22 protein-coding genes are annotated in these 22,277 nt (G+C 65.6%); 10 read left to right on the top strand and 12 right to left on the bottom strand.

Annotated features, from left to right (window positions below; genetic code table 11):
- Positions 1-48 precede the first annotated feature (48 nt).
- The 4 genes from NDI54_RS09000 to NDI54_RS09015 are packed head-to-tail and all read left to right on the top strand — an operon-like array spanning position 49 to position 4,019.
- Positions 49-1,164: a branched-chain amino acid ABC transporter permease gene (locus NDI54_RS09000; protein WP_310896114.1), complete on the top strand. Its 1,116-nt coding sequence runs from the start codon at positions 49-51 to the stop codon at positions 1,162-1,164.
- Positions 1,161-2,444 carry a branched-chain amino acid ABC transporter permease gene (locus tag NDI54_RS09005; protein WP_310896115.1) on the top strand — a complete coding sequence of 428 codons (1,284 nt, stop codon included), beginning with the start codon at positions 1,161-1,163 and terminating at the stop codon, positions 2,442-2,444. Before NDI54_RS09000 ends, NDI54_RS09005 begins: the two co-directional genes overlap by 4 nt.
- Complete coding sequence (locus NDI54_RS09010) at positions 2,437-3,267, top strand: ABC transporter ATP-binding protein (protein WP_310896116.1); 831 nt, start codon at positions 2,437-2,439, stop codon at positions 3,265-3,267. Before NDI54_RS09005 ends, NDI54_RS09010 begins: the two co-directional genes overlap by 8 nt.
- Complete coding sequence (locus NDI54_RS09015) at positions 3,264-4,019, top strand: ABC transporter ATP-binding protein (protein WP_310896117.1); 756 nt, start codon at positions 3,264-3,266, stop codon at positions 4,017-4,019. Before NDI54_RS09010 ends, NDI54_RS09015 begins: the two co-directional genes overlap by 4 nt.
- A gap of 25 nt (positions 4,020-4,044) precedes the next feature.
- Here the strand turns inward: NDI54_RS09015 and NDI54_RS09020 are convergent, their stop codons facing one another.
- The 3 genes from NDI54_RS09020 to NDI54_RS09030 all read right to left on the bottom strand — a co-directional run bounded on the left by NDI54_RS09020 (position 4,045) and on the right by NDI54_RS09030 (position 7,779).
- Complete coding sequence (locus NDI54_RS09020; protein ID WP_406600173.1) at positions 4,045-5,400, bottom strand: substrate-binding domain-containing protein; 1,356 nt, start codon at positions 5,398-5,400, stop codon at positions 4,045-4,047.
- A 188-nt stretch (positions 5,401-5,588) separates the two neighbouring features.
- Positions 5,589-6,200, bottom strand: a complete 612-nt coding sequence (gene sod, locus NDI54_RS09025; RefSeq protein WP_310896118.1) for a superoxide dismutase — start codon at positions 6,198-6,200, stop codon at positions 5,589-5,591.
- A gap of 181 nt (positions 6,201-6,381) precedes the next feature.
- Entirely contained in the window at positions 6,382-7,779 is a 1,398-nt protein-coding gene (locus NDI54_RS09030) for a cryptochrome/photolyase family protein (protein ID WP_310896119.1), read from the bottom strand.
- Between the two features lie 43 nt (positions 7,780-7,822).
- Here NDI54_RS09030 and NDI54_RS09035 point away from each other — a divergent pair, with 43 nt between their 5' ends.
- Both NDI54_RS09035 and NDI54_RS09040 read left to right on the top strand, forming a co-directional pair.
- A complete protein-coding gene (locus tag NDI54_RS09035) occupies positions 7,823-8,680 on the top strand; it encodes an enoyl-CoA hydratase/isomerase family protein (RefSeq protein WP_310896120.1) in 858 nt (285 codons plus the stop codon).
- A 148-nt stretch (positions 8,681-8,828) separates the two neighbouring features.
- Positions 8,829-9,344 (top strand): Lrp/AsnC family transcriptional regulator, encoded by a 516-nt coding sequence (locus NDI54_RS09040; protein ID WP_310896121.1) that lies wholly within the window; start codon positions 8,829-8,831, stop codon positions 9,342-9,344.
- 49 nt (positions 9,345-9,393) lie between these two features.
- Here the strand turns inward: NDI54_RS09040 and NDI54_RS09045 are convergent, their stop codons facing one another.
- Both NDI54_RS09045 and NDI54_RS09050 read right to left on the bottom strand, forming a co-directional pair.
- Positions 9,394-9,675, bottom strand: a complete 282-nt coding sequence (locus NDI54_RS09045) for a UPF0058 family protein (protein ID WP_310896122.1) — start codon at positions 9,673-9,675, stop codon at positions 9,394-9,396.
- 72 nt (positions 9,676-9,747) lie between these two features.
- Positions 9,748-9,963, bottom strand: a complete 216-nt coding sequence (locus NDI54_RS09050) for a ribbon-helix-helix domain-containing protein (protein ID WP_004517946.1) — start codon at positions 9,961-9,963, stop codon at positions 9,748-9,750.
- A gap of 266 nt (positions 9,964-10,229) precedes the next feature.
- Between NDI54_RS09050 and NDI54_RS09055 the strand changes: the two genes are divergently transcribed.
- Together NDI54_RS09055 and menD are read left to right on the top strand one after the other, a co-directional pair.
- Positions 10,230-11,567 carry an isochorismate synthase gene (locus tag NDI54_RS09055; protein WP_310896123.1) on the top strand — a complete coding sequence of 446 codons (1,338 nt, stop codon included), beginning with the start codon at positions 10,230-10,232 and terminating at the stop codon, positions 11,565-11,567.
- Positions 11,564-13,342 (top strand): 2-succinyl-5-enolpyruvyl-6-hydroxy-3-cyclohexene-1-carboxylic-acid synthase, encoded by a 1,779-nt coding sequence (menD, locus tag NDI54_RS09060; protein WP_310896124.1) that lies wholly within the window; start codon positions 11,564-11,566, stop codon positions 13,340-13,342. The genes NDI54_RS09055 and menD overlap by 4 nt, the downstream gene beginning before the upstream one ends.
- Positions 13,343-13,352: 10 nt before the next feature.
- Here the strand turns inward: menD and NDI54_RS09065 are convergent, their stop codons facing one another.
- Together NDI54_RS09065 and NDI54_RS09070 are read right to left on the bottom strand one after the other, a co-directional pair.
- Positions 13,353-14,300, bottom strand: a complete 948-nt coding sequence (locus NDI54_RS09065; RefSeq protein ID WP_310896125.1) for a J domain-containing protein — start codon at positions 14,298-14,300, stop codon at positions 13,353-13,355.
- A 58-nt stretch (positions 14,301-14,358) separates the two neighbouring features.
- Complete coding sequence (locus tag NDI54_RS09070) at positions 14,359-14,673, bottom strand: hypothetical protein (protein WP_310896126.1); 315 nt, start codon at positions 14,671-14,673, stop codon at positions 14,359-14,361.
- A gap of 88 nt (positions 14,674-14,761) precedes the next feature.
- On the opposite strand from NDI54_RS09070, the gene NDI54_RS09075 reads away from it, so the two are divergent.
- Positions 14,762-15,715, top strand: coding sequence for a 1,4-dihydroxy-2-naphthoyl-CoA synthase (locus tag NDI54_RS09075; protein ID WP_310896127.1), 954 nt, complete (start codon positions 14,762-14,764; stop codon positions 15,713-15,715).
- Between the two features lie 25 nt (positions 15,716-15,740).
- On the opposite strand, the gene NDI54_RS09080 is transcribed toward NDI54_RS09075, so the two are convergent.
- Genes NDI54_RS09080 through NDI54_RS09100 form a run of 5 tightly spaced genes read right to left on the bottom strand, consistent with a single transcriptional unit; the run spans position 15,741 to position 20,413 of the window.
- Positions 15,741-16,091, bottom strand: a complete 351-nt coding sequence (locus NDI54_RS09080; protein ID WP_310896128.1) for a helix-turn-helix transcriptional regulator — start codon at positions 16,089-16,091, stop codon at positions 15,741-15,743.
- A 27-nt stretch (positions 16,092-16,118) separates the two neighbouring features.
- Positions 16,119-16,856, bottom strand: coding sequence for an NRDE family protein (locus tag NDI54_RS09085; protein ID WP_310896129.1), 738 nt, complete (start codon positions 16,854-16,856; stop codon positions 16,119-16,121).
- A gap of 50 nt (positions 16,857-16,906) precedes the next feature.
- Complete coding sequence (locus NDI54_RS09090; RefSeq protein ID WP_310896130.1) at positions 16,907-18,418, bottom strand: AMP-binding protein; 1,512 nt, start codon at positions 18,416-18,418, stop codon at positions 16,907-16,909.
- Complete coding sequence (locus NDI54_RS09095; protein ID WP_310896131.1) at positions 18,411-19,457, bottom strand: mandelate racemase/muconate lactonizing enzyme family protein; 1,047 nt, start codon at positions 19,455-19,457, stop codon at positions 18,411-18,413. Before NDI54_RS09095 ends, NDI54_RS09090 begins: the two co-directional genes overlap by 8 nt.
- Positions 19,454-20,413: a 1,4-dihydroxy-2-naphthoate polyprenyltransferase gene (locus NDI54_RS09100; RefSeq protein ID WP_310896132.1), complete on the bottom strand. Its 960-nt coding sequence runs from the start codon at positions 20,411-20,413 to the stop codon at positions 19,454-19,456. The genes NDI54_RS09095 and NDI54_RS09100 overlap by 4 nt, the downstream gene beginning before the upstream one ends.
- A 135-nt stretch (positions 20,414-20,548) precedes the next feature.
- On the opposite strand from NDI54_RS09100, the gene NDI54_RS09105 reads away from it, so the two are divergent.
- Complete coding sequence (locus NDI54_RS09105) at positions 20,549-22,168, top strand: long-chain-fatty-acid--CoA ligase (RefSeq protein WP_310896133.1); 1,620 nt, start codon at positions 20,549-20,551, stop codon at positions 22,166-22,168.
- Positions 22,169-22,277: the final 109 nt, after the last annotated feature.

Consider the following 22,277-nt stretch of genomic DNA (forward strand, 5'->3'; position numbering starts at 1 on the left):
AATTTCCGGAGGGTTATTTAGAGAGGAGGGTCCAACGAACGGTAACCTATGGGAATTGCTGAGTTCGCGAGAGACGGTCGGACGGTACTGGGTGACCGACCGGGGGCAGTGGTGGTGGCCGCAGTCACCGGCTTCCTCCTGCTGGACCTGGTTGCAAAGCTCGCCGGGACAACTGTGTTCTTCCTCGGGGCGAAGTTGCTGGGTGGCTCGCTCACCGTGGGCTCGTTGCTCTCGATGGTGGTGGACGGACTGCTCGTCGGCCTGGCCGTGGGACTCGCCGGCATTGGCCTGTCGATGACGTACAGCATCCTTGATTTCGCTAACTTCGCACACGGGGATACGGTGACTGCCGGGGCGTTTCTGGGGTGGGTCGCCGCGTACATCACCGCCGGTCTCGGAACCGGCGCTCCGATCGCCGAACTGTTCATGCTCAACTCTGGCCGACAGTTGAGTACCGTTTCGACGTTGTTCCCGGTGCTTCTCGGCCTCGTCGTCGCCGGCGTCGGATCGGTCGGCATCGTCCTGCTCGTCGACCGCCTCACGTACCGCCCCATGCGTGACGCGGACAATATTTCACTCCTGATCGCGTCTATCGGCGTCGCCCTCGCAATGCGGTACCTCATCGCATTCCTCTTCGGGACACAGACCAGCGGGGTCGCAAGCGGCGGGCTCCGGGTGACGGTTCTGTCTACGGTTTCAGTCACCGATAACGAGATCACGCTGCTGGTGGTGTCACTCCTGTTGATGCTCGGCGTCCACCTGCTGTTACAGCGGACAAAGCTCGGCAAGGCGATGCGGGCGATGGCCGACAACGAAGATCTTGCGCGCGTGACCGGGATTCCGACCGAGCGCGTGATCCGGCTCACCTGGATTCTGGGTGGCAGCCTGGCAGGCATCGGTGGCTACCTGCTCGTGCTCGAAAGCGGGACGATCTCGTTTAATTTCGGCTGGGTTCTACTGCTGCTCATTTTCGCGGCTGTCATCGTCGGCGGGATCGGGTCAATATACGGAGCGATGGCCGGTGGCGTCCTCATCGGGTTGGTCGACAGCCTGGCCCTGATCTGGCTGCCCTCCGGGCTGACGCGGGCCTCCGCGTTCCTGGTACTCATCGTCGTCTTGCTGTTGCGCCCGTCCGGTATCTTCGGGGGGGTGTCGACGGCATGAGCGCTGTCGACTCCGTCCGGGACCGACTCGACGAACTCCCGGACGTGGGGCTTGTCGTCGGCTTCATCGCGGGTATCTGGACTGTGATGCTCCTCCTGGCGATTGCTGTCGGCGGGGCGCAGTGGGCGAACCTCGCTGCCGGCTTCATCGGCAGCGTGACCGTACTCATGGGCGGCTACGCCATCCTCGCGCTGGCGCTGAACCTCCAGTGGGGATACACCGGGCTGTTCAACATCGGCATCGCGGGGTTCATGGCCGTCGGCGCGTACACGACGGCGATTCTCACCGCGCCGACTGACCCGGCCGCCGGCGCGGTCCCGGGGCTGGGCCTCCCGCTGTGGGTCGGCATCCTCGGTGGCATGGTCATGGCCGCCCTCATCGGCGGCCTCGCGGCGCTGCCGGCGCTCCGACTGAAGGCCGACTACCTCGCTATCGTGACGGTCGCGTTCTCCGAGATCATCCGACTCGTCGTCAACTGGGACGGTCTTGCCGAGTTCTCGCTGTTCGGAGTTCCGGTCGGCACCGGCGGCGCGACGGGCATCTCGTTCAAGTCCGCGAACGACGTTGCGTCGGGGCTCATCAACGGAATCGGACAGCCGCTCGTGACTGCCGCCGAGAGTGTCGGCGTCTCCGGGCCGAACTTGGCGAATCTCACGTACGGTATCATCCTCTTGCTGGTGATGGGCGCGAGCTACTGGGTGCTCGCCCGCATCACGAACTCACCGTTTGGCCGGGTGCTGAAAGCGATCCGCGAGGACGAAACCGTGACCCAGTCCCTCGGCAAGGACACCCGGCTGTTCAAGATCAAGACGTTCATGATCGGTTGTGCGCTGATGGGGCTGGCCGGGGTCCTGTTCCGCGGACAGGCGGGCTACGTCAGCCCACAGCAGTTCAGACCGACGATCACGTTCTACGTGTTTGCGGCCCTCATCATCGGCGGCTCCGGATCGAATACCGGCAGCATCCTCGGCGCGGCGACGTTCTCGGGACTGCTGTTCTATCTACCGGCCCGGCTCGGCGAGAACATCTCCTTCGGTGGCACGAGAGCGCCCGGGAACATCGTCGACGCGGTCGCTGGACTCGCGTCGCTCGACCCGTTCCCGATCCTTGCATACACCGTCGGCAACGTCAGTACGCTCCGGTTCGTCCTCATCGGCGTCGTCCTGATATACATCATCCAGAACCAGCCCGACGGGCTGCTCGGCCACCGGAACGAACCGGCGACGAGCGTGAGCCTGGACAGACCACAGGCCGGATCCGGAGGTGAGACTGATGAGTGAATCCGACGCTACGGATCGACAGGAACCGGCCGTCACGAGCGACGCCATCGAGTCCCCACTGCTCGAAGTCGACGGCCTCCGCAAGGCGTTCGGCGGCGTCGTCGCGGTCGACGGCGCGACGTTCTCCGTGGCCGAGGGGTCGCTCACTGGCCTCATCGGCCCGAACGGGGCCGGCAAGTCGACGACGTTCAACTGCATCACAGGCATTCACGAGCCCACCGGCGGTCGAGTCACCTTCGACGGCCAGGACATCACCGGCCTCCCGCCCTACACGCTCGCGAACCGCGGCCTGGTCCGAACGTTCCAGATCGCCCGCGAGCTGTCCGACATGACCGTGCTGGAGAACGTGATGCTTGCCCCGGGCGGACAGGTCGGGGAGTCAGTGGTCCGGTCGGTGACGCCCGGGCTTCGCGGCGACGTAATCAAAGACGAGAGGGCCGTGCGCGACCGCGCGTGGGAGACGCTGGAGTTCTTCGAGATCGACCACCTCGCCCACGAGAACGCCGGCAATCTCTCGGGCGGCCAGCGGAAGTTGCTTGAGATGGCCCGGGTCCTGATGACCGATCCCGAGATGATTCTGCTTGACGAACCGCTGGCCGGCGTCAACCCGACGCTGGAAGAGAAACTGCTGGAACGGATCCACGAACTCCGCCGGGAGCAGGGGCTGACCTTCCTGCTCGTCGAACACGACATGGATGTCATCATGAACAACTGCGAACACATCATCGTCATGCACCAGGGGGACGTTCTCGCCGAAGGGGACGCCGAGACCATCAAGTCGGACGAGCGGGTACTTGAGGCGTACCTGGGAGGTGACGTATGAGCCAGCACGCGACGGAGTCCAAGACTGTCTCGCTTCCCGACCCGGCCGAGCGCCTGCTGGCGATCCGGGACCTCGATGCCGGCTACGGCGACCTGCAGGTTCTCAACGATGTCCACATGGACGTTGCGGACGGCGAATACGTCGTCATCGTCGGCCCGAACGGGGCCGGCAAGTCGACAGTGATGAAGTCCGTCTTTGGCCTGACGACCTACATGGGCGGGGAGGTTATCTTCGACGGGACCGACATCAGCCAGCGTAACCCCGACGAGATCATTTACGAGGGGATTAGCTACGTCCCCCAGACCGGGAACGTGTTCGGGTCGCTGAGCGTGCGCGAGAACCTCGAAATGGGCGCGTACATCCTCGATGAAGTGCCCGAGGACCGCATCGAGGACGTGTACGAGCGGTTCCCCATTCTCCGGGAGCGGTCCGACCAATCGGCCGGGACGCTGTCCGGCGGCCAACAGCAGATGCTCGCCATGGGCCGGGCGCTAATGCTCGACCCGGACCTGCTGTTGCTCGACGAGCCCTCCGCCGGGCTGGCCCCGGACCTGGTCGAGGACATGTTCGACCGCATCGACCGCATCAACGACGACGGCACGGCGGTCCTGATGGTGGAGCAAAACGCCAAGGAAGCCCTCCGGCGGTGTGACCGGGGCTACGTCCTCGTCCAGGGCCAGAACCGCTACGAGGACGAGGGAACTGTGCTGCTCAACGACGAGCAGGTGCGACAGGACTTCCTCGGCGGATAGCAAAGAACAGCGTGTTTACGGCCCGCTACTGATTCATCGCGCTGTTGATCTCGGACGTGTACGACGACTGCTGTTGCTCGAAGCCGACCTGGTTGACGATAGTTCCGCCCTCTGCTTCGAACGCGCCGGCGAAAGCCTCCTGTAGCGCCTGGCCGTAGCTGTTGTTCACATACAGCGTCGATGCGGTCGCGGCACCGAGTTCGTCCACACCGACCTGTGCCAGAACCTGTCCCTGCAGGGCGTCGCTCGGCGGGGTACGGAAGATGTAGTCATCGTCTTCGAGGTCGGTGATCGTCGGCGACGTGGAGGCCGGCGAACAGCCGACGACGCCGCTGTCGATGAGTACGTTGCGGGCGACCTGTATCGTCGTCTCGGAACTGGCCGCGCCTGTAATCGACGGATAGCCTTCGCTGACGAGGGAGTTGGCCGCGTCGATACCAGCCTGTGCCTGGGTCTGCGTGTCGCCCACCTGGTAATCGAACTCGAAGTCGACCTGGTCCTGCAGTTGGATGGCCGGAAGCAACGCACCATCACGGATGGGCCTGCCGAGCGAGCCGAGGTCACCGGTCTCGGGCATCAGCACACCGAACTGGATCGTCCGACCGGCGTCGCTTCCGGAACCGCTCGGTTCCGGCTGTGGGATGTCGCCCCCGGCGCTGAAGTCGACGGTGTTGAGCGTCTCGACGCCACCGTCCTGGAAGCCAAAGACCTGGTACTGCGCCGAGGCCATGTCACCGTTGCTGTCGAAGTTGACGGCACTTGATGCGCCCTCATACTGGATATTCTCGCCTGCAGCGGCCGCCTCGACGGCTGCCGGCAAATCGGAGGGGCCGTACGTGTCGCCGCCAGGGTTGGCGACGACGCGCATGTGGTCTCGGATGGCCTGGCCGTCGTTTTCGCCGGCCATCACGTTCGCGAGAATCTGGACCACCGTCGCGTCGTAGGCCTGTGAGGTGAACACGCCGGCCTCCTCACGATCGAACTCGGAGGTGAACTGCTCGGTAAAGGTATCGACGCCGGGACCGGCCGCCGACGGAGCCGTGCCGCGGACGTTCGACATGTCGTCGCCGACGTTACTCGGTAGTTCCCCGTCCTGCAAGCCGTCGGTGACGAGGATGTCGGCAGCGTCGTCGCCGTAATCGGCGTAGAAGTCCTTGAACAGTTGCACCCCGCTCTGGGGGTAGCCAACGACCATCAGAATGTCCGGTGAGTCCGAACCACCGTCGCCACCGGAATCGGTTCCGGTTCCGGTCGTCCCACCGTCGCCGCCGTCGCCGCCGGTTTGCTCGGTCGAACAGCCTGCCAACCCACCGAGCAGACCGACTGTGCTTACCGCCCCAGTGCGCTTCAAGAACGTTCGTCGGCTGGTATCGCGACTCATAACAGTTACCACTGATTCCCCTCTTATAAAACTGTATCCTCCCGTAACACTGTTTTCCGGTGGTATAATGCTATCACAGCGATATTTGTTCGATACCGCTGCCGATAGTAACCGCGGACCAGTCCCGTTCGACCCAGAACGTTCTCAGCGTTTCGACACGTCCGTGAAAAAACGTCGAGTACTGCCCCTTATTCGACGCGACCGACGACGTTCTCGTACTGTTCAGCGACCGAGTCCCAGTTGACAACCTCGAAGAAGGCGTCGATGAAGTCGCCGCGGGCGGGGCCGTAGTCGTAGTAGTAGGAGTGCTCCCAAACGTCGAGCGCGAGGATGGGATGGGAGCCCCAGAGTGCGCCCTGGTCGTGCTTGTCGACCGGCACGTTGCGCAGCTGCTTGGCAACGGGGTCGTACACGAGCAGCGCCCAGCCACCGGCGGCTGATGCGGCGGCCTCGAACTCGCCCTTCCAGCCTTCGTAGGATCCGAAGTCCTCCTCGATGCGGTCGAGGAGCTCGCCGTCCGGCTCGCCGCCGCCGTTGGGGTCCATGTTCTCCCAGAACAGCGTGTGGAGATAATGGCCACTGCCGTTGTGGGTGACGTTGCCCATCGCACTAGCGCTCGATCCGAAGTCACCGGCGTCGCGGTTCTCAGCGAGCGTCTTCTCGGCGGCTTCGAGACCGTTTACGTACCCCTGATGGTGGGTGTCGTGGTGCCAGGTGAGCACCTGCTCGGAGATGTGTGGCTCCAGTGCGTCGTAGTCGTACGGGAGCGGTGGCAGCTCGGGATTTGAATGTTCGGACATATGAAAACGCCTCCATCAATATCTGTCGCGCGGCTGCCTGTTAAACGTTTAGGAGCCATTCGTTATCATCCTGCATGGACAGGGAGACAGAGCCGCGACAGGCCGCTGTTGTGATGCCATGCAGCGGCTCTGTTTCGTGTGTAAGTCTTCAGGAGAGTACAGTGAAGCGGAATGAAACTACCTACTCGTCATCCCTGGCGTGCTCGAACATCGCCAGGGCCTGCTCACGGCGTTCGCTGTGGTCGACGACGGGGTCCGGATACTCCGGCGCGGCGTTGCGTCGCTGTGTGAGCGAACACTCGTTCCACTCGTGGATGACTTGCGGGTCGGCGGCCCGGAGTTCCGGGACGTACTCCTTGATGTACTCGGCGTCCGGGTCGTAGTCTTCGCCCTGGGTCATCGGATTGAAGATGCGGAAGTACGGCTGGGCGTCGGTCCCCGTCGAGGCCGCCCACTGCCAGCCGCCGTTGTCGTTGGCCGTGTCGTGGTCGACCAGCTTCTCCCGGAACCACTCGTAGCCGTAGCGCCAGTCGATGAGCAGGTCCTTGGTGAGGAAGGAGGCGACGATCATCCGCACGCGGTTGTGCATGTACGCCTCCTCGCGGAGCTGTCTCATCCCGGCGTCGACGATGGGATAGCCCGTTTCGCCGTCTTTCCAGGCCTGCAGCAGTTCGTCGTCGTTCTCCCACTCGATGGGATTCTCGTAGGACTTGTAGTTCGAAGCCACGACGTTCGGGTGGGTAAACAGTACCTGCGTGTAGAACTCCCGCCAGGCTAGCTGGGACTGGAACTCCTGTACGGACTCGCGGCGGTCCCCGCCGACGCCCTCTTTTGCCCGCTCGGTGCGGTCGTACACCTGCCGAATACCGATTGTCCCGAACTTCAGATGGGCCGAGAGCCGTGACGTGCAGTCGTCGGCCGGGAAATCCCGGCGCTGTTCGTACTCGTAGATATTCCCGTCGAGGAACGCATCGAGCAGGGACCGGGCTTTGTCGGTCCCCGCAGCGGGCACGTCTGCCTCTGGCTCCGCAAAGCCCAGATCCGCAAGCGTCGGGAGCGCGTCGCCGTCGACATCGACCAGCGCATCGGCGGACGGAGGGTCGTAGGGGTTCTCTTTCTCGCGGTCGTGCCACTTCCGCCCGAAGTAAGTGAAGACGCTGTAGGGGTCGCCGTCGTTGGTTGTTATCTCGCCCGGTTCGTGCAAGACGGCGTTCTGGACGGCCTCGCGGGCCACGTCCGCGTCGTCCAGTGCCTGCCGAACGGCGGCGTCGCGCTCGCGTGCGAGCCCGGAGTAATCCTTCCCCCAGGTGACTTTCTCCGCGCCGTACTCGGCTGCCAGGTCCGGGAGGACGGCCGTGGGGTCGCCCTCGGCGATGACGAGGTCGCCCCCGCGGTCGCGGTACCACTCGCGCAGGCTGTCGAGGGCGTCGAGCATGAACGCGACCCGCGGCGGCCCCGCGTGATCGAGCACGGCCCTGTCGAAGACGAACACGGGAACGACCGGGTCGGACGGAGTCGCCGCGGCGAGGCCGGCGTTGTCCGCCGCCCGCAGGTCACGGCGATGCCAGTGCAGGCGCATACACGTACCACGGTCCAGTCCCGCCAAAAGGTACCGCCAAACGATGTTGGTCTGGCAGGTGGTGACGGACACCACTGTTATCTTCCAGCCGGGTGAGCGCACACGCATGGAAGATGCGACCGTGACGGTGTCGACGGAGGGGGACGTAGCCACAGTAACGCTGAACCGGCCGGAAGCACGAAACGCGCTGTCGAAAGCGACCGCAGAGACACTCATCGACCGGTTCGAGTCGGTGGCCGACAGCGACGCCCGGTGTGTCGTACTGGAGGGCGCTGGCTCCGCGTTCTGTGCCGGCGGCGACATCGACGCGATGCTCGAAGGGGTGACCGGCGACCAGCCGCCGGCCGAGCGGGTCGAACTGGTTGTCTCGTCGCTTCACGAGGCCATCCGGACCGTCCACAGCTGTCCGCTCCCGGTCGTGGCGAAAATCGACGGCCCCGCGTTCGGCGCTGGCGCGGGGCTCGCACTCGCCTGTGACCTGCAGGTCGCAAGCACCGACGGCCAGATCGGCTTCGGCTTCCGTCGGGTCGGGCTGGCGAGTGACTCCGGCGTCTCCTACTTCCTCCCGCGGATCGTCGGCCCGAACAAGGCCAAGGAACTCCTCTTTACCGGTGAACTCCTCAATGCCGAGACCGCCCACGAACTCGGGCTGTTCACGCAGGTGTTCGACGCGGAGACGTTCGAATCGGAGGCATCGGAGCTCGTTGAGGACATCGCTTCGGGACCGACAGTCGCACTCAGTCACGCCAAGCGGCTGGTCAACCGTAGCCTGGACAGTTCACTGGAGCAGGCGCTCGAAAACGAGGCCACCGCACAGGGCCTCGCGTTCACGACTGCCGACCACGAAGAGGGCGCGACTGCGTTCGTCGAGAAACGCGACCCGGACTTTCGGGGCCAGTAGAGTAATTACGGAGGCTCCCATCACCACTGATTCAGCAACCGTTCGATAGCAGACAGATGTTATCCACAATTTTTCCCACGCTAACACGAATAGCCACCGACGGCGCGACTGGCCGCGCTTGCACCACTGCTACTATGGAGGCCACAGGATGAGCGATGCACCGGACTGGGAGTTCACCGAGCGGGACATGTACGTTTTGCGTGAGCTGGCGGCGGATCCCCAGCGGTCGTCCCGCGAGATCGCGGACCTGCTGGACTCGAAGTACGACATCGACGTGTCCCACGTGACCGTCAGCGAATCGATCCGGAAGATGCGCGACGAAGGGGTCTTCCGTGAGACCATTGTTCCGAACGAGGAGCTGTTCAACTTCGCGCTGTTCGAGTTCAAATTCAACCCCGAGCATTTCGCGGACTCCTGGCACGACGCGATGGTGTCCATCCGCGACGACCGGCACACGCTGTTTTACTTCCTCTCCGACGGCGAATATCAGTGGAAGTCAGTGATGATGTTCCCGAGCCGGAAAGCCGAATCGCGCTGGATACACGACTTCTACAAGGAACACGGCGACGTGATCCAGAACGTCCGGAACTCCGTCGTTCACAACGTCCTGAAGTTCCGGACGGACCCGGAACTGTTCACCGAACTCGACGGCGAGACGGAGTAGGAGAAAGAACGGCCGCAGTAAAGACGAGAGAGAGCGAGTTCGGCGTCGCCTACAGTTTCCGCTCGGCGTCCTCGGCCAGTTCCTGCATCCGCTTGCTGACCCGGCCCGCGTCCGAGAACTCGTCTTCGCTCATCGCCGTCGCCAGGGAGTTCCCGAGTACGAACACGGCGTGTTTGTGCTCGCTCTTTGACTTGTGTACGTCCGAGGGGCGCACGTCGAGTTCCTGGTAGGCGTCAAACAGCGACGGGTCGACCGAGTCCATGTCGTCGCGGAAGTACTCCATAATCGTCACCATCTGCTCATGTAGTTCGAGAAGCTCGTCTTTGTGCATGGCTACGACTATGTGGTGGCTCCTGCATAAGAATTGCTTGAGAAGGGATACCAGACTCTCACGCCTGTATTTTCAGAAGACGTACTCGTCGTCGTGACCCATCATGCCGTCTTCTTCGAACCCTGGCTCCTCGTCTTCGTCCTGTGGTCCGGAGGTTTTGTACGCCTTGAGCCCGGTCGATAGGAGATCTTCGATTGCTTCCTCGCGGTTGAGGAACTCGCCTTTTTCGACGAGCTGCGCGATCTGCATCTCCAGGTGTTCCGGGATATTGATCTCTACCTTAGGCATCGCAACATAGGGGGCTTCGACTATGCCCTATTTAAACTTGACGGGGGTGTGTTCGCAGATTGCAGAATTACAATTGTAGAACGCAGAGACGAGGTTTGGGAACTGGGAGATTAATTTCCTCGAAAGAGAATCCCTGGTAGCCAGTCCAAACTGCCGCCTACGCTGGTCCGGAATTGGCGACAACACGACGACGGTCCGACAGACTCAGTCGTCCGGAATCGAGCGTATAGTTAGGCTCAAAGGTGCGCAATCCTAAGGCATGGCTGATGGAACCACTGCGTGGTGACGGGACGACGGTTGGTGAGACAACGGTCGTCGCACGCGGGTGTCGCCTCGACGACGCACCGATGCGGGCGGTCCTCGAAACGGACGCCCGCCCCCGGTTCTTCTGGGCGGCCGGGACAGAGTCAATCGCGGCCCGCGGGAGCGCGGCGACCGTGACTGCCGGCGGGCAGTCGCGGTTCAGCGACGTGCAGGCGGCGGTCGAGGCGCTGTTCGAGGACTGTTCGGTCCCCGACGGCCTGCCGAGCGTCGCCCGACCGCGCGCATTCGGCGGGTTTGCCTTCCACAACGGGAACCACGAGGGGGCCGACTCCCCGTGGGACGGGTTTCCCGGCGCGGCGTTTTTCCTCCCCGAAATACAGGTCACCGTCAGGGACGACGACGCCTGGCTCACAGCGACCGCGACTGGACCCGAAGCCGCCGCGGAGGCGGAGACACTGCTCGACGAATGGCAGGCCCGGTTGGCAGACCACTCCAAGTGCAATCCCGGGCCACCGCCGGGGATCTCACACCGGGAGCGAACGCCGACACAGAACGGCTGGCGCGATCAGGTGTCTGCCGCCCTCTCCAGTGTCGACCGCGGGGATCTCCAGAAGGTCGTCCTCGCCCAGAGTCTGAAGGTCGCGCTAGAGACTGACCTATCGGTCCCGAATGTGATGGCGCGGCTCTCCCGGACGTACCCGGACTGCTATCGGTTCATGCTGTCGCCGGAGTCTGGCGGCACCTTCTTCGGGGCCACGCCCGAGCGGCTGGTCTCGGTCCACGGGCGAACCGTCCGCACGGAGGCCCTGGCCGGCTCGACGGGCCGGGGCGACACGCCCGCCGAGGACGAGTGGCTCGCCGCCGAACTCCTCGACAGCGAGAAGGACCGCCACGAGCAGAAGCTCGTCGCCGACGCGATACGCGACCAGCTTGAACCGTTTGCCTCGACGGTCCGCATCGGCGAGCGGACCATCCGCCGACTCGCCACGGTCCAGCACCTCCGCACGTCGATAACGGCCGAACTCGACGACGACGAACACGTCCTCTCGCTGGTCGAAGCGCTGCACCCGACGCCGGCCGTCGGCGGGTTGCCGCCGGACGCGGCGCTGCGGACCATCCGCGAGACGGAGGCGTTCGACCGCGGCTGGTACGCCGCCCCCATCGGGTGGGTCGACGCCGCCGGTAACGGGACCTTCGCCGTCGGCATCCGCTCGGCCGTCGCCACGGAGCGCGAGGCTACCCTGTTCGCGGGCGCGGGTATCGTCGCGGACAGCGACCCCGACCGCGAGTGGGACGAGGTCCAGCTCAAATACCGCCCGATACTGGACGAACTGGAATGACTGCCCCCAACGTCAACACGCTGTGGGCGGAGACGCTCGTGTCCGAACTCGCCGCAGGCGGCGTCGACGCGGTGTGTCTCTCGCCGGGGAGTCGCTCGACGCCGCTGACGGTCGCTTTCGCCGAGCATCCCGACATCAAAGTGTTCTCGCATCTCGACGAGCGGTCGGCGGCGTTTTTCGCACTGGGTCGAGCCCGCCGGACCGGCGAGCCGACGCCGCTGGTCTGTACTTCCGGCACCGCCGCGGCGAACTACCACCCGGCGGTCATCGAAGCGAACCAGTCGGGCGTCCCGCTGCTGTTGCTGACAGCGGACCGCCCACCCGAACTCATCGACAGCGGGGCGAACCAGACCGTCGACCAGGAGAAGCTGTACGGCGACGCCGTGCGCTGGTATCGTGACATGCCCGAACCCGAGGCCGAACCTCGAAAGGTCCGGATGCTACGCACCACGGCGGCCCGCGCACTCGCAGAGAGTACCGGCAGCGATCCCGGACCAGTCCACCTGAACTGTCGGTTCCGGAAGCCCCTGGAACCGACGCCGGTACCCGAGGACGACCCGGCCGGCGTCCCCGACGACTGGGCGGGCGGCGACGACGCGGCCGAAACCGGCCGCGACGGCCCGTTCGTCACGACGAGCGCGGGCGTTGCCACACCGGACGAAGTGACGGTGCGCCGTGTGCAGAACGCAATCCGAACCGCCGAACGGGGCCTCATCGTCGCCGGGCCGGCCGACCAGGGACTCGGTGCCGACTCGCTGGAACGGCTCGCGTCGGCGACCGGCTTCCCCGTCCTCGCGGACCCGCTGTCGGACCTGCGGTTCGGCCCGCACGTGGACCGCCTCGACGTGCCGGTCTGTGGCGGCTACGACGGCTATCTCGGCAGCGACGGCGTCAGCGAGTGGGGCGACCCCGACGTCGTCGTCCGCTTCGGCGCGTCGCCGACCTCGAAGCCGCTCCGACAGTACCTCCGGGACGCCGACTGCCGGCAGTTCGTCGTCGACTCGACCGGCGGCTGGCCGGAAGCCGAGTTCACGGCGACGGACCTGCTCGTTGCCGACCCCGACGCGACCGCGAGCGCACTGGCCGACGAGGACATGGACAGCGCCGCGGAGACGTGGCGCGAACGGTTCGCCACGGCAGAACGCGTCCACTGGGACGCAGTCGAGGAGTTCGTCACGGACTCGTACTGGGAAGGCGGCGTCCTCGCGGACGTGACGACGCTCGCTCCGGACCCGGCCACGCTGTTCGTCTCCAACAGCATGCCGATACGGGACATGGACCGCTTCGGCCGGCCACGGGACGCCGACCTGTCCGTGCTGGGCAACCGCGGAGCCAGCGGGATCGACGGCATCACGTCGACGGCGCTCGGGGCCGGCAGCGCGACAACGGACCCGCTCGTGCTCGTCACCGGCGACCTGGCGTACTACCACGACATGAACGGCCTGCTCGCGCTCGGTCGCTGTAACGTAGACGCGACGGTCGTCCTCATCAACAACGACGGCGGCGGCATCTTCCACATGCTCCCCATCGAGGACCACCCCACCTTCGAGGACCAGTTCCGGACGCCACACGGGCTGGATTTCGAGCCGACAGAAGCGCTCTACGCGCTGGAGTTCGAGCGGGCGACCGACCGCCGGCAGTTCCGCGAGCGGTTCGGCGAGTCGGTCCAGAGAGACGGGACGCAGGTCATCGAGGTCCAGTTCGACGCGGGCGACAGCCACGCGGTCCGAGAACAGTTGGCTGACCACGTTGCAGCGACCCTCGCTGACGACTGATTCTCGGGTTTCAGAGCCGCAACACTGACGCCGTCAACAGCGAGAGCCCGAACGGGAGCCAGGTTCCCGACAACGCGAGCGCCCCGATGAGCGAGAACGCGCTGATGTTCAACGTGAGCAACAGCACGGTCGTCGTCAGGCTCCAGCTTCCGAACACCATGATCGCAATCGTTGGCTCGGACTGGAGGTAGCCGACCATGAAGAGGGTACAGAGTCCGATTGTCGCGTTGACCCACAGCGGGAACGCCGGGAGCAAGGCGCTGAACAGCATCACCGGGTAGAGGGCGAAGGTGATGGCAAACAGCGTCAGCTCCCGACCCGTCGGCATCTCCAGAAGCGACCCGCGTGCGACGGCGTCGGTCTGGCGGACGGAGTACGAGGATGACGAATTCCAGGCCGTGCCACCACCGCCGACCCCGCTGAAGCCACTCGTCGCAGTAGTCCCGGGGTCCCAGGCGTCGTCGGTCTCCGTCGCGGTCGCCGTCTCGTCTGTCGCCTCGTCGGATGAATCGTCCGTTTGTGCGTCACCGGGTTCGGCGGTCGAACCTCCGTGTTCGTCCTCCGCGACGCGGTCGCTGGCCGCCCGTTCGCGCCGTGCCCGCTCCCGGGCGCTGGTCCGAGACGTACCTTGGTCCGCGCTCGGTTCGGTCTGGTCAGTGGCCGATTCGGACCCGTAGCCCGCCCGTCGCGCCGCTTCGGCCACGTCGCTGCCGCCGTCGGCTCCGTCGGTCTTGCCCGCGACGTACGCCTCGTGTCCCAGCCGGTCGTATCGCGCCCGCTCGCCCTCGTCGGTGAGCACGTCGCGGGCCTCGATGAGCCGCTGTGTGGCCTCACCGGCGTCGGCCGAATCGCTCACGTCCGGGTGGGTCTCCTTCAGTTGTTCTCGATAGGCCGCCTCGATGGCCGCCGTCGAAGCGTCGGTTGAAACGCCCAGTAGCTCGTAGAACGTCTCCGTCATGCCGAGCGTAGCACCTGCCAGCGAGCGGCCGACGCCAACTGCCAGCTACCGCGCTCTCTCACTCGTTCTCGACGCCCCCTTCGGCCTCTGTGGCGCGTTCGTAGGACTCCGACGGTCGCTGATAGTCCCCGTCGGGTCCAACCCCGCCCGATTCCGACTCCTGAGCGCGTGCCGTGGCGATCCGTTCCAGCGCCGTCGCAATGCGTTCGAGAATGAAGACGAATCGCACGACCAGATACAGGAACCAGGGGACCACGGCCACAATCAGCCCCAGGAGAATCTGCTGGACGATAAGCAGGCTGTACAGGATGATAGCCACGGAGAGACCCGCAAGTATCCCCACGGCCGCCTTTCTGTTCGGTGTGGAGGGCATCGCTAGCCCGTTCTCGTGCGCGCAACCAAAGCGTTTGCTCTCAAATGAGACGAGGAATCTTTTTGCGAGGGCCGTCCCGAGCCACGGTATGGTCTCTGAGCTATTCGACCCGGAGCGATGGGCGGCCATCGACCGGTTCGACTTTACCGACATCACCTATCACCGCTCGACCGACACGGGTGCGGTCCGTATCGGCTTCGACCGGCCGGAGAAGCGCAACGCATTCCGGCCGGAAACGGTCGACGAACTCGCGACGGCGCTGGACCACGCCAAGCGACAGACCGACGTGGGCTGTGTCCTCATCACCGGGAACGGGCCGTCACCGAAAGACGGCGGCTGGGCCTTCTGTTCCGGCGGGGACCAGAGCATTCGGGGCGAAAGTGGTTACGAATACCGCGAGTCGCCAGACGACTCGGACACAGCGAGCGGGGAGCAAAGCGACCCGCGAGAGACGAACGACGGCGTGGCCGACGACGCGCCCGAGAACGTCGGCCGGCTGCACATCCTCGAAGTCCAGCGCCAGATCCGACACATTCCCAAGCCCGTCGTCGCCGTCGTGCCGGGGTGGGCCGTCGGCGGCGGCCACTCGCTGCACGTCGTCTGTGATCTCACGCTCGCCAGCGAGGAGCACGCGAAGTTCCTCCAGACGGACCCCGACGTGGGGAGCTTCGACGGCGGCTTCGGCTCGGCGTATCTCGCACGCCAGGTCGGCCAGAAGAAGGCCCGCGAGGTGTTCTTCCTCGGCAAGACCTACGACGCCGCGGAAGCCGCGGACATGGGGATGGTCAACGAAGTCGTCCCGCACGAAGAACTGGAGGACACCGCCATCGAGTGGGCCGGACGGATGAACGAGAAGTCGCCGACGGCGATGCGGATGCTGAAGTACGCGTTCAACCTCGACTCCGACGGGATGGTCGGCCAGCAGGTGTTCTCCGGCGAGGCGACGCGGCTGGCGTACATGACCGACGAGGCCCAGGAGGGTCGGGACGCGTTCAACGAAGGGCGCGACCCGGACTTCGACGACGTGCCCTGGCACTACTGAGCCACTGGAACGGAAAACCGCGCGCTCAGTCCTCGTACGCGAGGGTCATGACCCACTGCGAGAAGGTGTCGTCGTGGGGGTCGACCTCTTCGTCGCCGATAAACGGCGAGAGCTGGTCACCGGCCATCAGAAGCGAGAAATCGAGGTCGCGGGCCGCCGGCGTGAGATAATACGTGTTGTGGCCCTCGTACACCGTCTCCTCGCGCTGGATGAGGCCCTTCTCGAAGAGCGACTCGACGATGCGACTCCCCTTGCGGGAGGAGACATCGAGTTCCTTCCAGAAGTCGCTCTGGTGGATGCCGCCGGACTCTCGAATCAGTTCGAGCCCGGCCCGCTCGCCGTCAGAAAGGTCCGCCTCCGAGGCTGCTGAACTCATGTGTTATGCATACCGTGAGTCGGCCGCTTAAATCTGACCTTCGACCGGGCGGTAGGGGGTCCGGCAGGGCGGCCCGTCCGCGTACCGATACGTCTTGTCGGAACCGAGCGTGATGAGCGACGACGACCGCGTGCCGAAGCCATCGCCGTGGACGCAGACGCCGTACTCGTGGTCGCTGATCGTCTCGCCCGCGCGGTCGACCCACTCGTCGACGGATTCGGCGGGCTCTGGAGCGAGCGCCTCGTGCAGCCGCGTCGCGTTGGTGGCCTGCTCCTCGCCGGTGTCGGGCCGCTGGGCGGGAATCCGGTAGTCGCCGTCCGCGCCGACGTTGACGACCACGTGGACCCCGGGCTGGAAGTTCCGGACTGCCAGCTGGCCGTCCCACTCCAGCAGGACAGCGGCGGTCTCGTCGGCCAGCAGGAGATTGAACCCCTCGTACTCGGCCTCTCTGGTCGCCTGTTCGACGGCGCGGGCGGCGGACTCCGCGCTCTCGTGACTCAGGGCGTCCCGGACGAGCAGGCCGCGCGAGCGGTCACCGGCCAGGTCGGCGTCGACCCAGCGGTTCGTCACCGCCGCCAGCAGGCCGTGTTCGTTGTACCCGATCCACGTCCCGTCGGCCTCCTCGTCGGCCGGCGCAACGACGCGACTTCCCCAGTGGCGCTGTTGTGGCGGCTGTGACGGCCTATCGAGTCGCTCGTCGCGGTTCGCCGCGACTACGACCGGCGTGCCGTCGAACACCTGCCACGCGAGGACGATAGTACACACGGTACACCGTACGCCGCGGACGTAGAAAACCGCTTGGCCGTGACCGCGGGCTACTGGCTTGAGCCGTTTGACTCATCGCCATCGGAGAGCCGCGACCGGACGGCGGTCCGGTCAACAGTCCCCGAAGCCGTCCGCGGGAGCGCCTCGGCCACCTGAATCGTCTTCGGGACCTCGTAGGCAGCGAGGCGGTCGGCGCAGTGCTCGCGGACGGCCGCGGGCGTCACGTCCCCGACGACCAGCGCGGCGACGCGCTGGCCCCACTCGTCGTCGGAGAGGCCCACGACGGCCGCATCCTCGACCGCGGGATGGGCCTGGATCGCTGCGGCGACCGTGCTCGCGTCGACGTTCTCCCCGCCGGTCACGATCTGGTCGTCGACCCGGCCCTCGACCCAGAGGCGGCCATCCGCGTCCCGGTAGCCGATGTCGCCGGTCCGGAACCCGTGGTCGCCGAACGCCTCCCCCTCGCCGTTCAGGTAGCCCGGCGTCACCGTGGGACCGTCGACGATTATCTCGCCACGGTCGCCGGGGCCACCGACCTCCCCGTCCGCGACGACCGTCACGTCGGTGAATACGAGCGGTTGGCCGACGGTACCGGAGTGCTCGAACGCCGTCTCTGGTCGGGCCGTCGCAATCTGCGAAGCGGTTTCGGTCATCCCGTAGGTCGGATAGACAGGGACGCCGCGTGCTTGGGAGCGCTCGATGAGCGACTCACTGGCCGGGCCGCCGCCCAGCAGGACGAACCGGAGCGAGGCCGGCGGCTCCCAGCCCGCCTCAAGCAGCCGCGAGAGCATCGTCGGGACGAGCGAGACGCCCGTCACCCCGTGCTCTGTGATGACCTGCTGTGTCGCGTCGGCGTCGAAGGAGCCCTGGACAACGACGGCGGTGCCGTACAGCGCGCTCCGGACGAACGGGGCCAGGCCGCCCATGTGGTAGGTCGGCAGACAGACCAGCCAGCGGTCATCCGGGAGGACGCCCAGCCGGTACGAGGACGCGACGGCGCTGGCGACGAGATTGCCGACTGTCAGTCGAACGCCCTTCGGCTCGCTCGTGGTCCCCGAGGTGAAGATGACGAGTTGGGTGTCCGTCCGGGAGAGGGTCGCCGGGGTCACGTCGGCCGATACGTCCGCAGGCCCGTGGTCTGTCGCTGCCGCCCCAGACAAACCTTCATCGACGGAGACGACCGGACAATCGGCCGTTTCGGCGGCCAGCGAAGCAGTGCCGTCCCCGCAGACCAGCAGGTCAGCGTCGACCGTCGAGAGTTGCGCTCGGAGTGTCTCCGTATCCAGTTCGATGTTCAGCGGCGCAAGCGTCGCGCCCAGTCGCATCGCCGCGAACAGGAGCGTGCCCACTGCCGGTCGCGTCGGCAGAAGCGTCGCAACGGTGGCATCCGTGCTGTCGATTCGCTGGTCGAGCGCAGCAGCCACTGCATCGACAGCGGCGTCGAGTTCCCGGTAGGTGACCGCGTTCCCCGAGTCCGCCGCAACCATCGCCGTCCGGTCGGGCGTGGCGTCGGCGCGGTGGGTTACGAGGTCTTTGGTCGGCCACTCGACGGGGTCACGCATCCGGCCCCACCTCCGCCGGGTCCAGGCCGAGGCCGGTTTCTTGCGGGACCAACATCGCGCCATCTGTGATTGTGGTCGGGTCCGGTGCGAGGTCGGCAGCGAGTCGGTCCCCGGTCGCCAGGCCGCAGGCCCCGATGTCGGGAACCGCGGCCGCGACGTGTAGCGCCGCGAGGCGGGCGACGACGGCGTCGATGGTCGTCGTGACGACCGGCTCGACGCCCTGCTCGCGGGCCCGCAACGCCAGCGTGTGGGCGTTGCCCGGCCCGCCCAGCACCATCGGTTTCAGTATCAGCACGTCGGCCGCGTCGGCGTCGAGCACGCTATCGACGCGGCGGTTGATGAGCGATTCGTCGAGCGCGACGCCGACGCCGTTGCCCCGGATCGAAGCGTGGCCAGCCAGGTCGTCCGCCGGGAGCGGCTGCTCGACGTAAGCAACGTCCAGCGGGGCAAGTCGGTCGAAGGCCTCCGTGGCCTCCTCGTGGGACCACGCGCCGTTAGCGTCGGCGCGAAGGGTCACGTCCTCGCCCACGCGCTCGCGGACGGTCCGAACGCGCGCCACGTCCTCATCGACGGTCCGTTTCCCGACCTTGAGCTTACAGCAGTCGTAGCCGGCCTCGACCGCCCGCTCGACCGCGTCAGCTGTTTCAGTCGGTGACCCGTCGCCGACCGTTGCGTTGACCGGAACGCGGTCGCACTGCCTGTCGGAATCGAACCACTGGTACAGCGGCACGCCGTCGGCTTTGGCGTCGGCGTCCAGCAGCGCGGTTGCGAAGCCGTGGCGAGCGGCGGGGACCGAGGCGGCATCGAGCGAGAGGAGAACGTCCGTGTGCCCGCCGTCGGCTGCGACAGTGGCAGCGTCGTCGAGTCCACGCCGGCAGTCGTCGACCGATTCCGTCCAGCCCGGGAGTGGCGTCGCTTCGCCGACGCCGGTTTCGCTGCGGTGGTCGTAGCGGACGACGAACCCCGAGCGGTCGCTGATAGTCCCGCGAGCGGTGGATAGGGGGCTGGACAGCGGCAGGGAAAACGGTTCGACCCTCATAGTAACTGCGGGGCGGCGAGTCCCAGCGCGAACAGGACCGAATGGGCGAACAGCGTCTGTCCGACCCGTTCGAGCGTCGGGTTCAGCGCCTCGCCGTCGGTGCGCGTGAGCACTGTTTTTGAGACCGTCGCCGCCAGCGGCAGTGTGAGCAGCGGCGCGAGCGCGGGCAGCCCGTACTGGCTGTCGAGGGCGAACACGACCGGGACGACGTAGGCCATCCCGACCATCAGGAGGAACTCGACCCGACTCCACCCGTAGCCCAGATAGACGGCCAGCGTCTTCTTGCCGGCGGCGCGGTCCGTCTCGCGGTCCCGGATGTTGTTGACGACCAGAATCGCCGTTGACAGACCGGCGGCGGGGAGACTCGCCGTGATGGCGGCAGCAGTAACCGACCCCGGCGGCAGCCCCATCGGGAACGTGCCGATATCACCGGCGCTCGCAACGGCCTGCACGTAGTACGTCCCGGTGACCGCGACGAGGCCGAAGTAGACGAACACGAACAGGTCACCGAGGCCGCGGTAGCCGTAGGGGAACGGGCCGCCGGTGTAGAGAATGCCGGCGGCGATACCCGAGAGGCCGACGATAACGATGGGGAGTCCACCCACCGCGACGAGGTAGCTGCCGACGACGACGGCCAGCCCGTAGGTCAGTATCATCGCCCGCTTGACCTCCTCGGCGTCGATGAGACCGCCAGCGGTCACACGGGTGAACCCCTCGCGTTCATTCGTGTCGGCCCCCTTCACCGCGTCGTAGTAGTCGTTCGCGAAGTTCGTTCCGACCTGAATCAGCAGCGCCCCCACCAGCGCCGCCACCGCCGGCAACGGGGCGAAAACGCCGGCGTGGACCGCCAGCCCCATCCCCACGATGACCGGCGCGGCTCCGGCGGGCAGGGTCTGTGGCCGCGCAGCCATCAGCCACGCCCGCCGCTTCGACACGTCTGCCGTCGCTGTACTCATTGGCGAAAACTGGGGACGCTATCCCCAAAGCGACTGTGGTTCGGCAGGCTCCCCAAATATGAACGGTACACGTGACAGCAATAGCGGGGGTGTATCACAACCACTATATCATAATTAACCATACGGTAGTCTGGGATGCACAAGCCACTGCTTACCACGGATTTTCTCGACCGTGCGCGGGAATACTACGGGGATGAGGAGGCCATCGTTGCCACGACTGGGGAGCGGTTCACGTACAGCGAGTTCGGGGAGCGAGCCGACGGCTTCTCGGCGGCGCTGGCCGCTCGCGGCATCGAGAAGGGGGACCGGGTGGCCGTGCTGGACCCGAACACGCACTACCACCTCGAAGCGGCCTACGGGTCTATGCAACTGGGCGCGGTTCACACGCCACTGAACTACCGGCTGGTTCCGGACGACTTCCAGTATATTCTCTCGGACGCCGAAGTCGATGCCGTTTACGCGGACTACGAGTACGCAGAGAAAATCGAGGCTGTCCGTGACGAGGTGCCGACGGAGATTTTCGTGACCAACGACACGGACGCCGTCGAGGGCGACTGGGAATCCTTTGATGAGATTATCGAGGCGGCCGGCACCGACTACGAGCGCCCCGAGATGGCCGAGGACGACCTCATCACCATCAACTACACCTCCGGCACCACCGGCGACCCGAAGGGCGTCTGTCGGACCAACCGGACCGAGACGCTACACGCCTACGTCGTCGCGCTCCATCAGGAGATCTCGGACGACGACGTGTACCTCTGGACGCTGCCGATGTTCCACGTCAACGGCTGGGGCCACATCTTCTCCGTGACGGGGATGGGCGCGAAGCACGTCTGTACCCGCGGCGTCGACGCGGCGGGCATCTTCGACGCCATCAGGACCGAGGACGTGTCCTATCTCTGTGGCGCGCCGACAGTGTTGAACATCCTCGCGGACCGCTACGCGGACCACGACGGCGACATCGAGACGACAGGAGCAAACGACGTGCGCATCGCAACGGCCGGCAGCGCGCCGCCGGAGGCCGTCATCCGTACCGTCGAAGACGACTTCGGCTGGTATCTGAAACACGTCTACGGCGCAACCGAGACCGGTCCGCTCATCACGACCTCCGATGCCCGGCGGTTCTTCGAGGACGGCAGCGACGCCCGTTTCAGCGTCAAGAAGCGCCAGGGCATCGGCTACCTCGGAACGGAAGTCCGGGTCGTGGACGAGGACGGCAACGACGTGCCCCACGACGACGAGACGCTGGGCGAGGTTGTCGTCCGCGGTAATCAGGTAATGGACCGCTACTGGAACAAGCCCGAACAAACGGAAGAGGCCTTCTCGGACCGCGTCGAGGGCTACTACCACATGGGCGACCTGGCGACGGTCGACGAGGACGGCATGATCGCCATCCGCGACCGCAAGAAGGACATCATCATCTCCGGCGGTGAAAACATCTCCAGCATCGAACTGGAGGACACGCTCTACGAACACGACGCTGTCAGCGATGTCGCGGTTATCCCCGCGCCAAGCGACGAGTGGGGCGAGACGCCGAAAGCCTTCGTCGTCCCGAACTCAGGTGATCCAGACAACCCGGGCGTGACGGCCGAGGACCTCCGGAACTTCACCCGAGAGCAACTGGCAACCTACAAAGTCGTTCGCCGCGTGGAGTTCGTCGAGGAATTGCCCACGACAGCGACCGGGAAAGTCCAGAAGTACGAACTCCGCGAGCAGGAGTGGGACGACGAGGACGATATGGTCGGCCAGGGGTAGCTACGTGAAACAGGATCACGCCGAAACTGTCAACTATACATAATTAATGCGATTCGAGCGAACGCAGGTACCACTCACCAACGGCGACGAGAGGCCGGTTTACGCGTTT

The sequence above is a fragment of the Haloarcula terrestris genome, from assembly GCF_031624315.1.
Taxonomy (GTDB): domain Archaea; phylum Halobacteriota; class Halobacteria; order Halobacteriales; family Haloarculaceae; genus Haloarcula; species Haloarcula terrestris.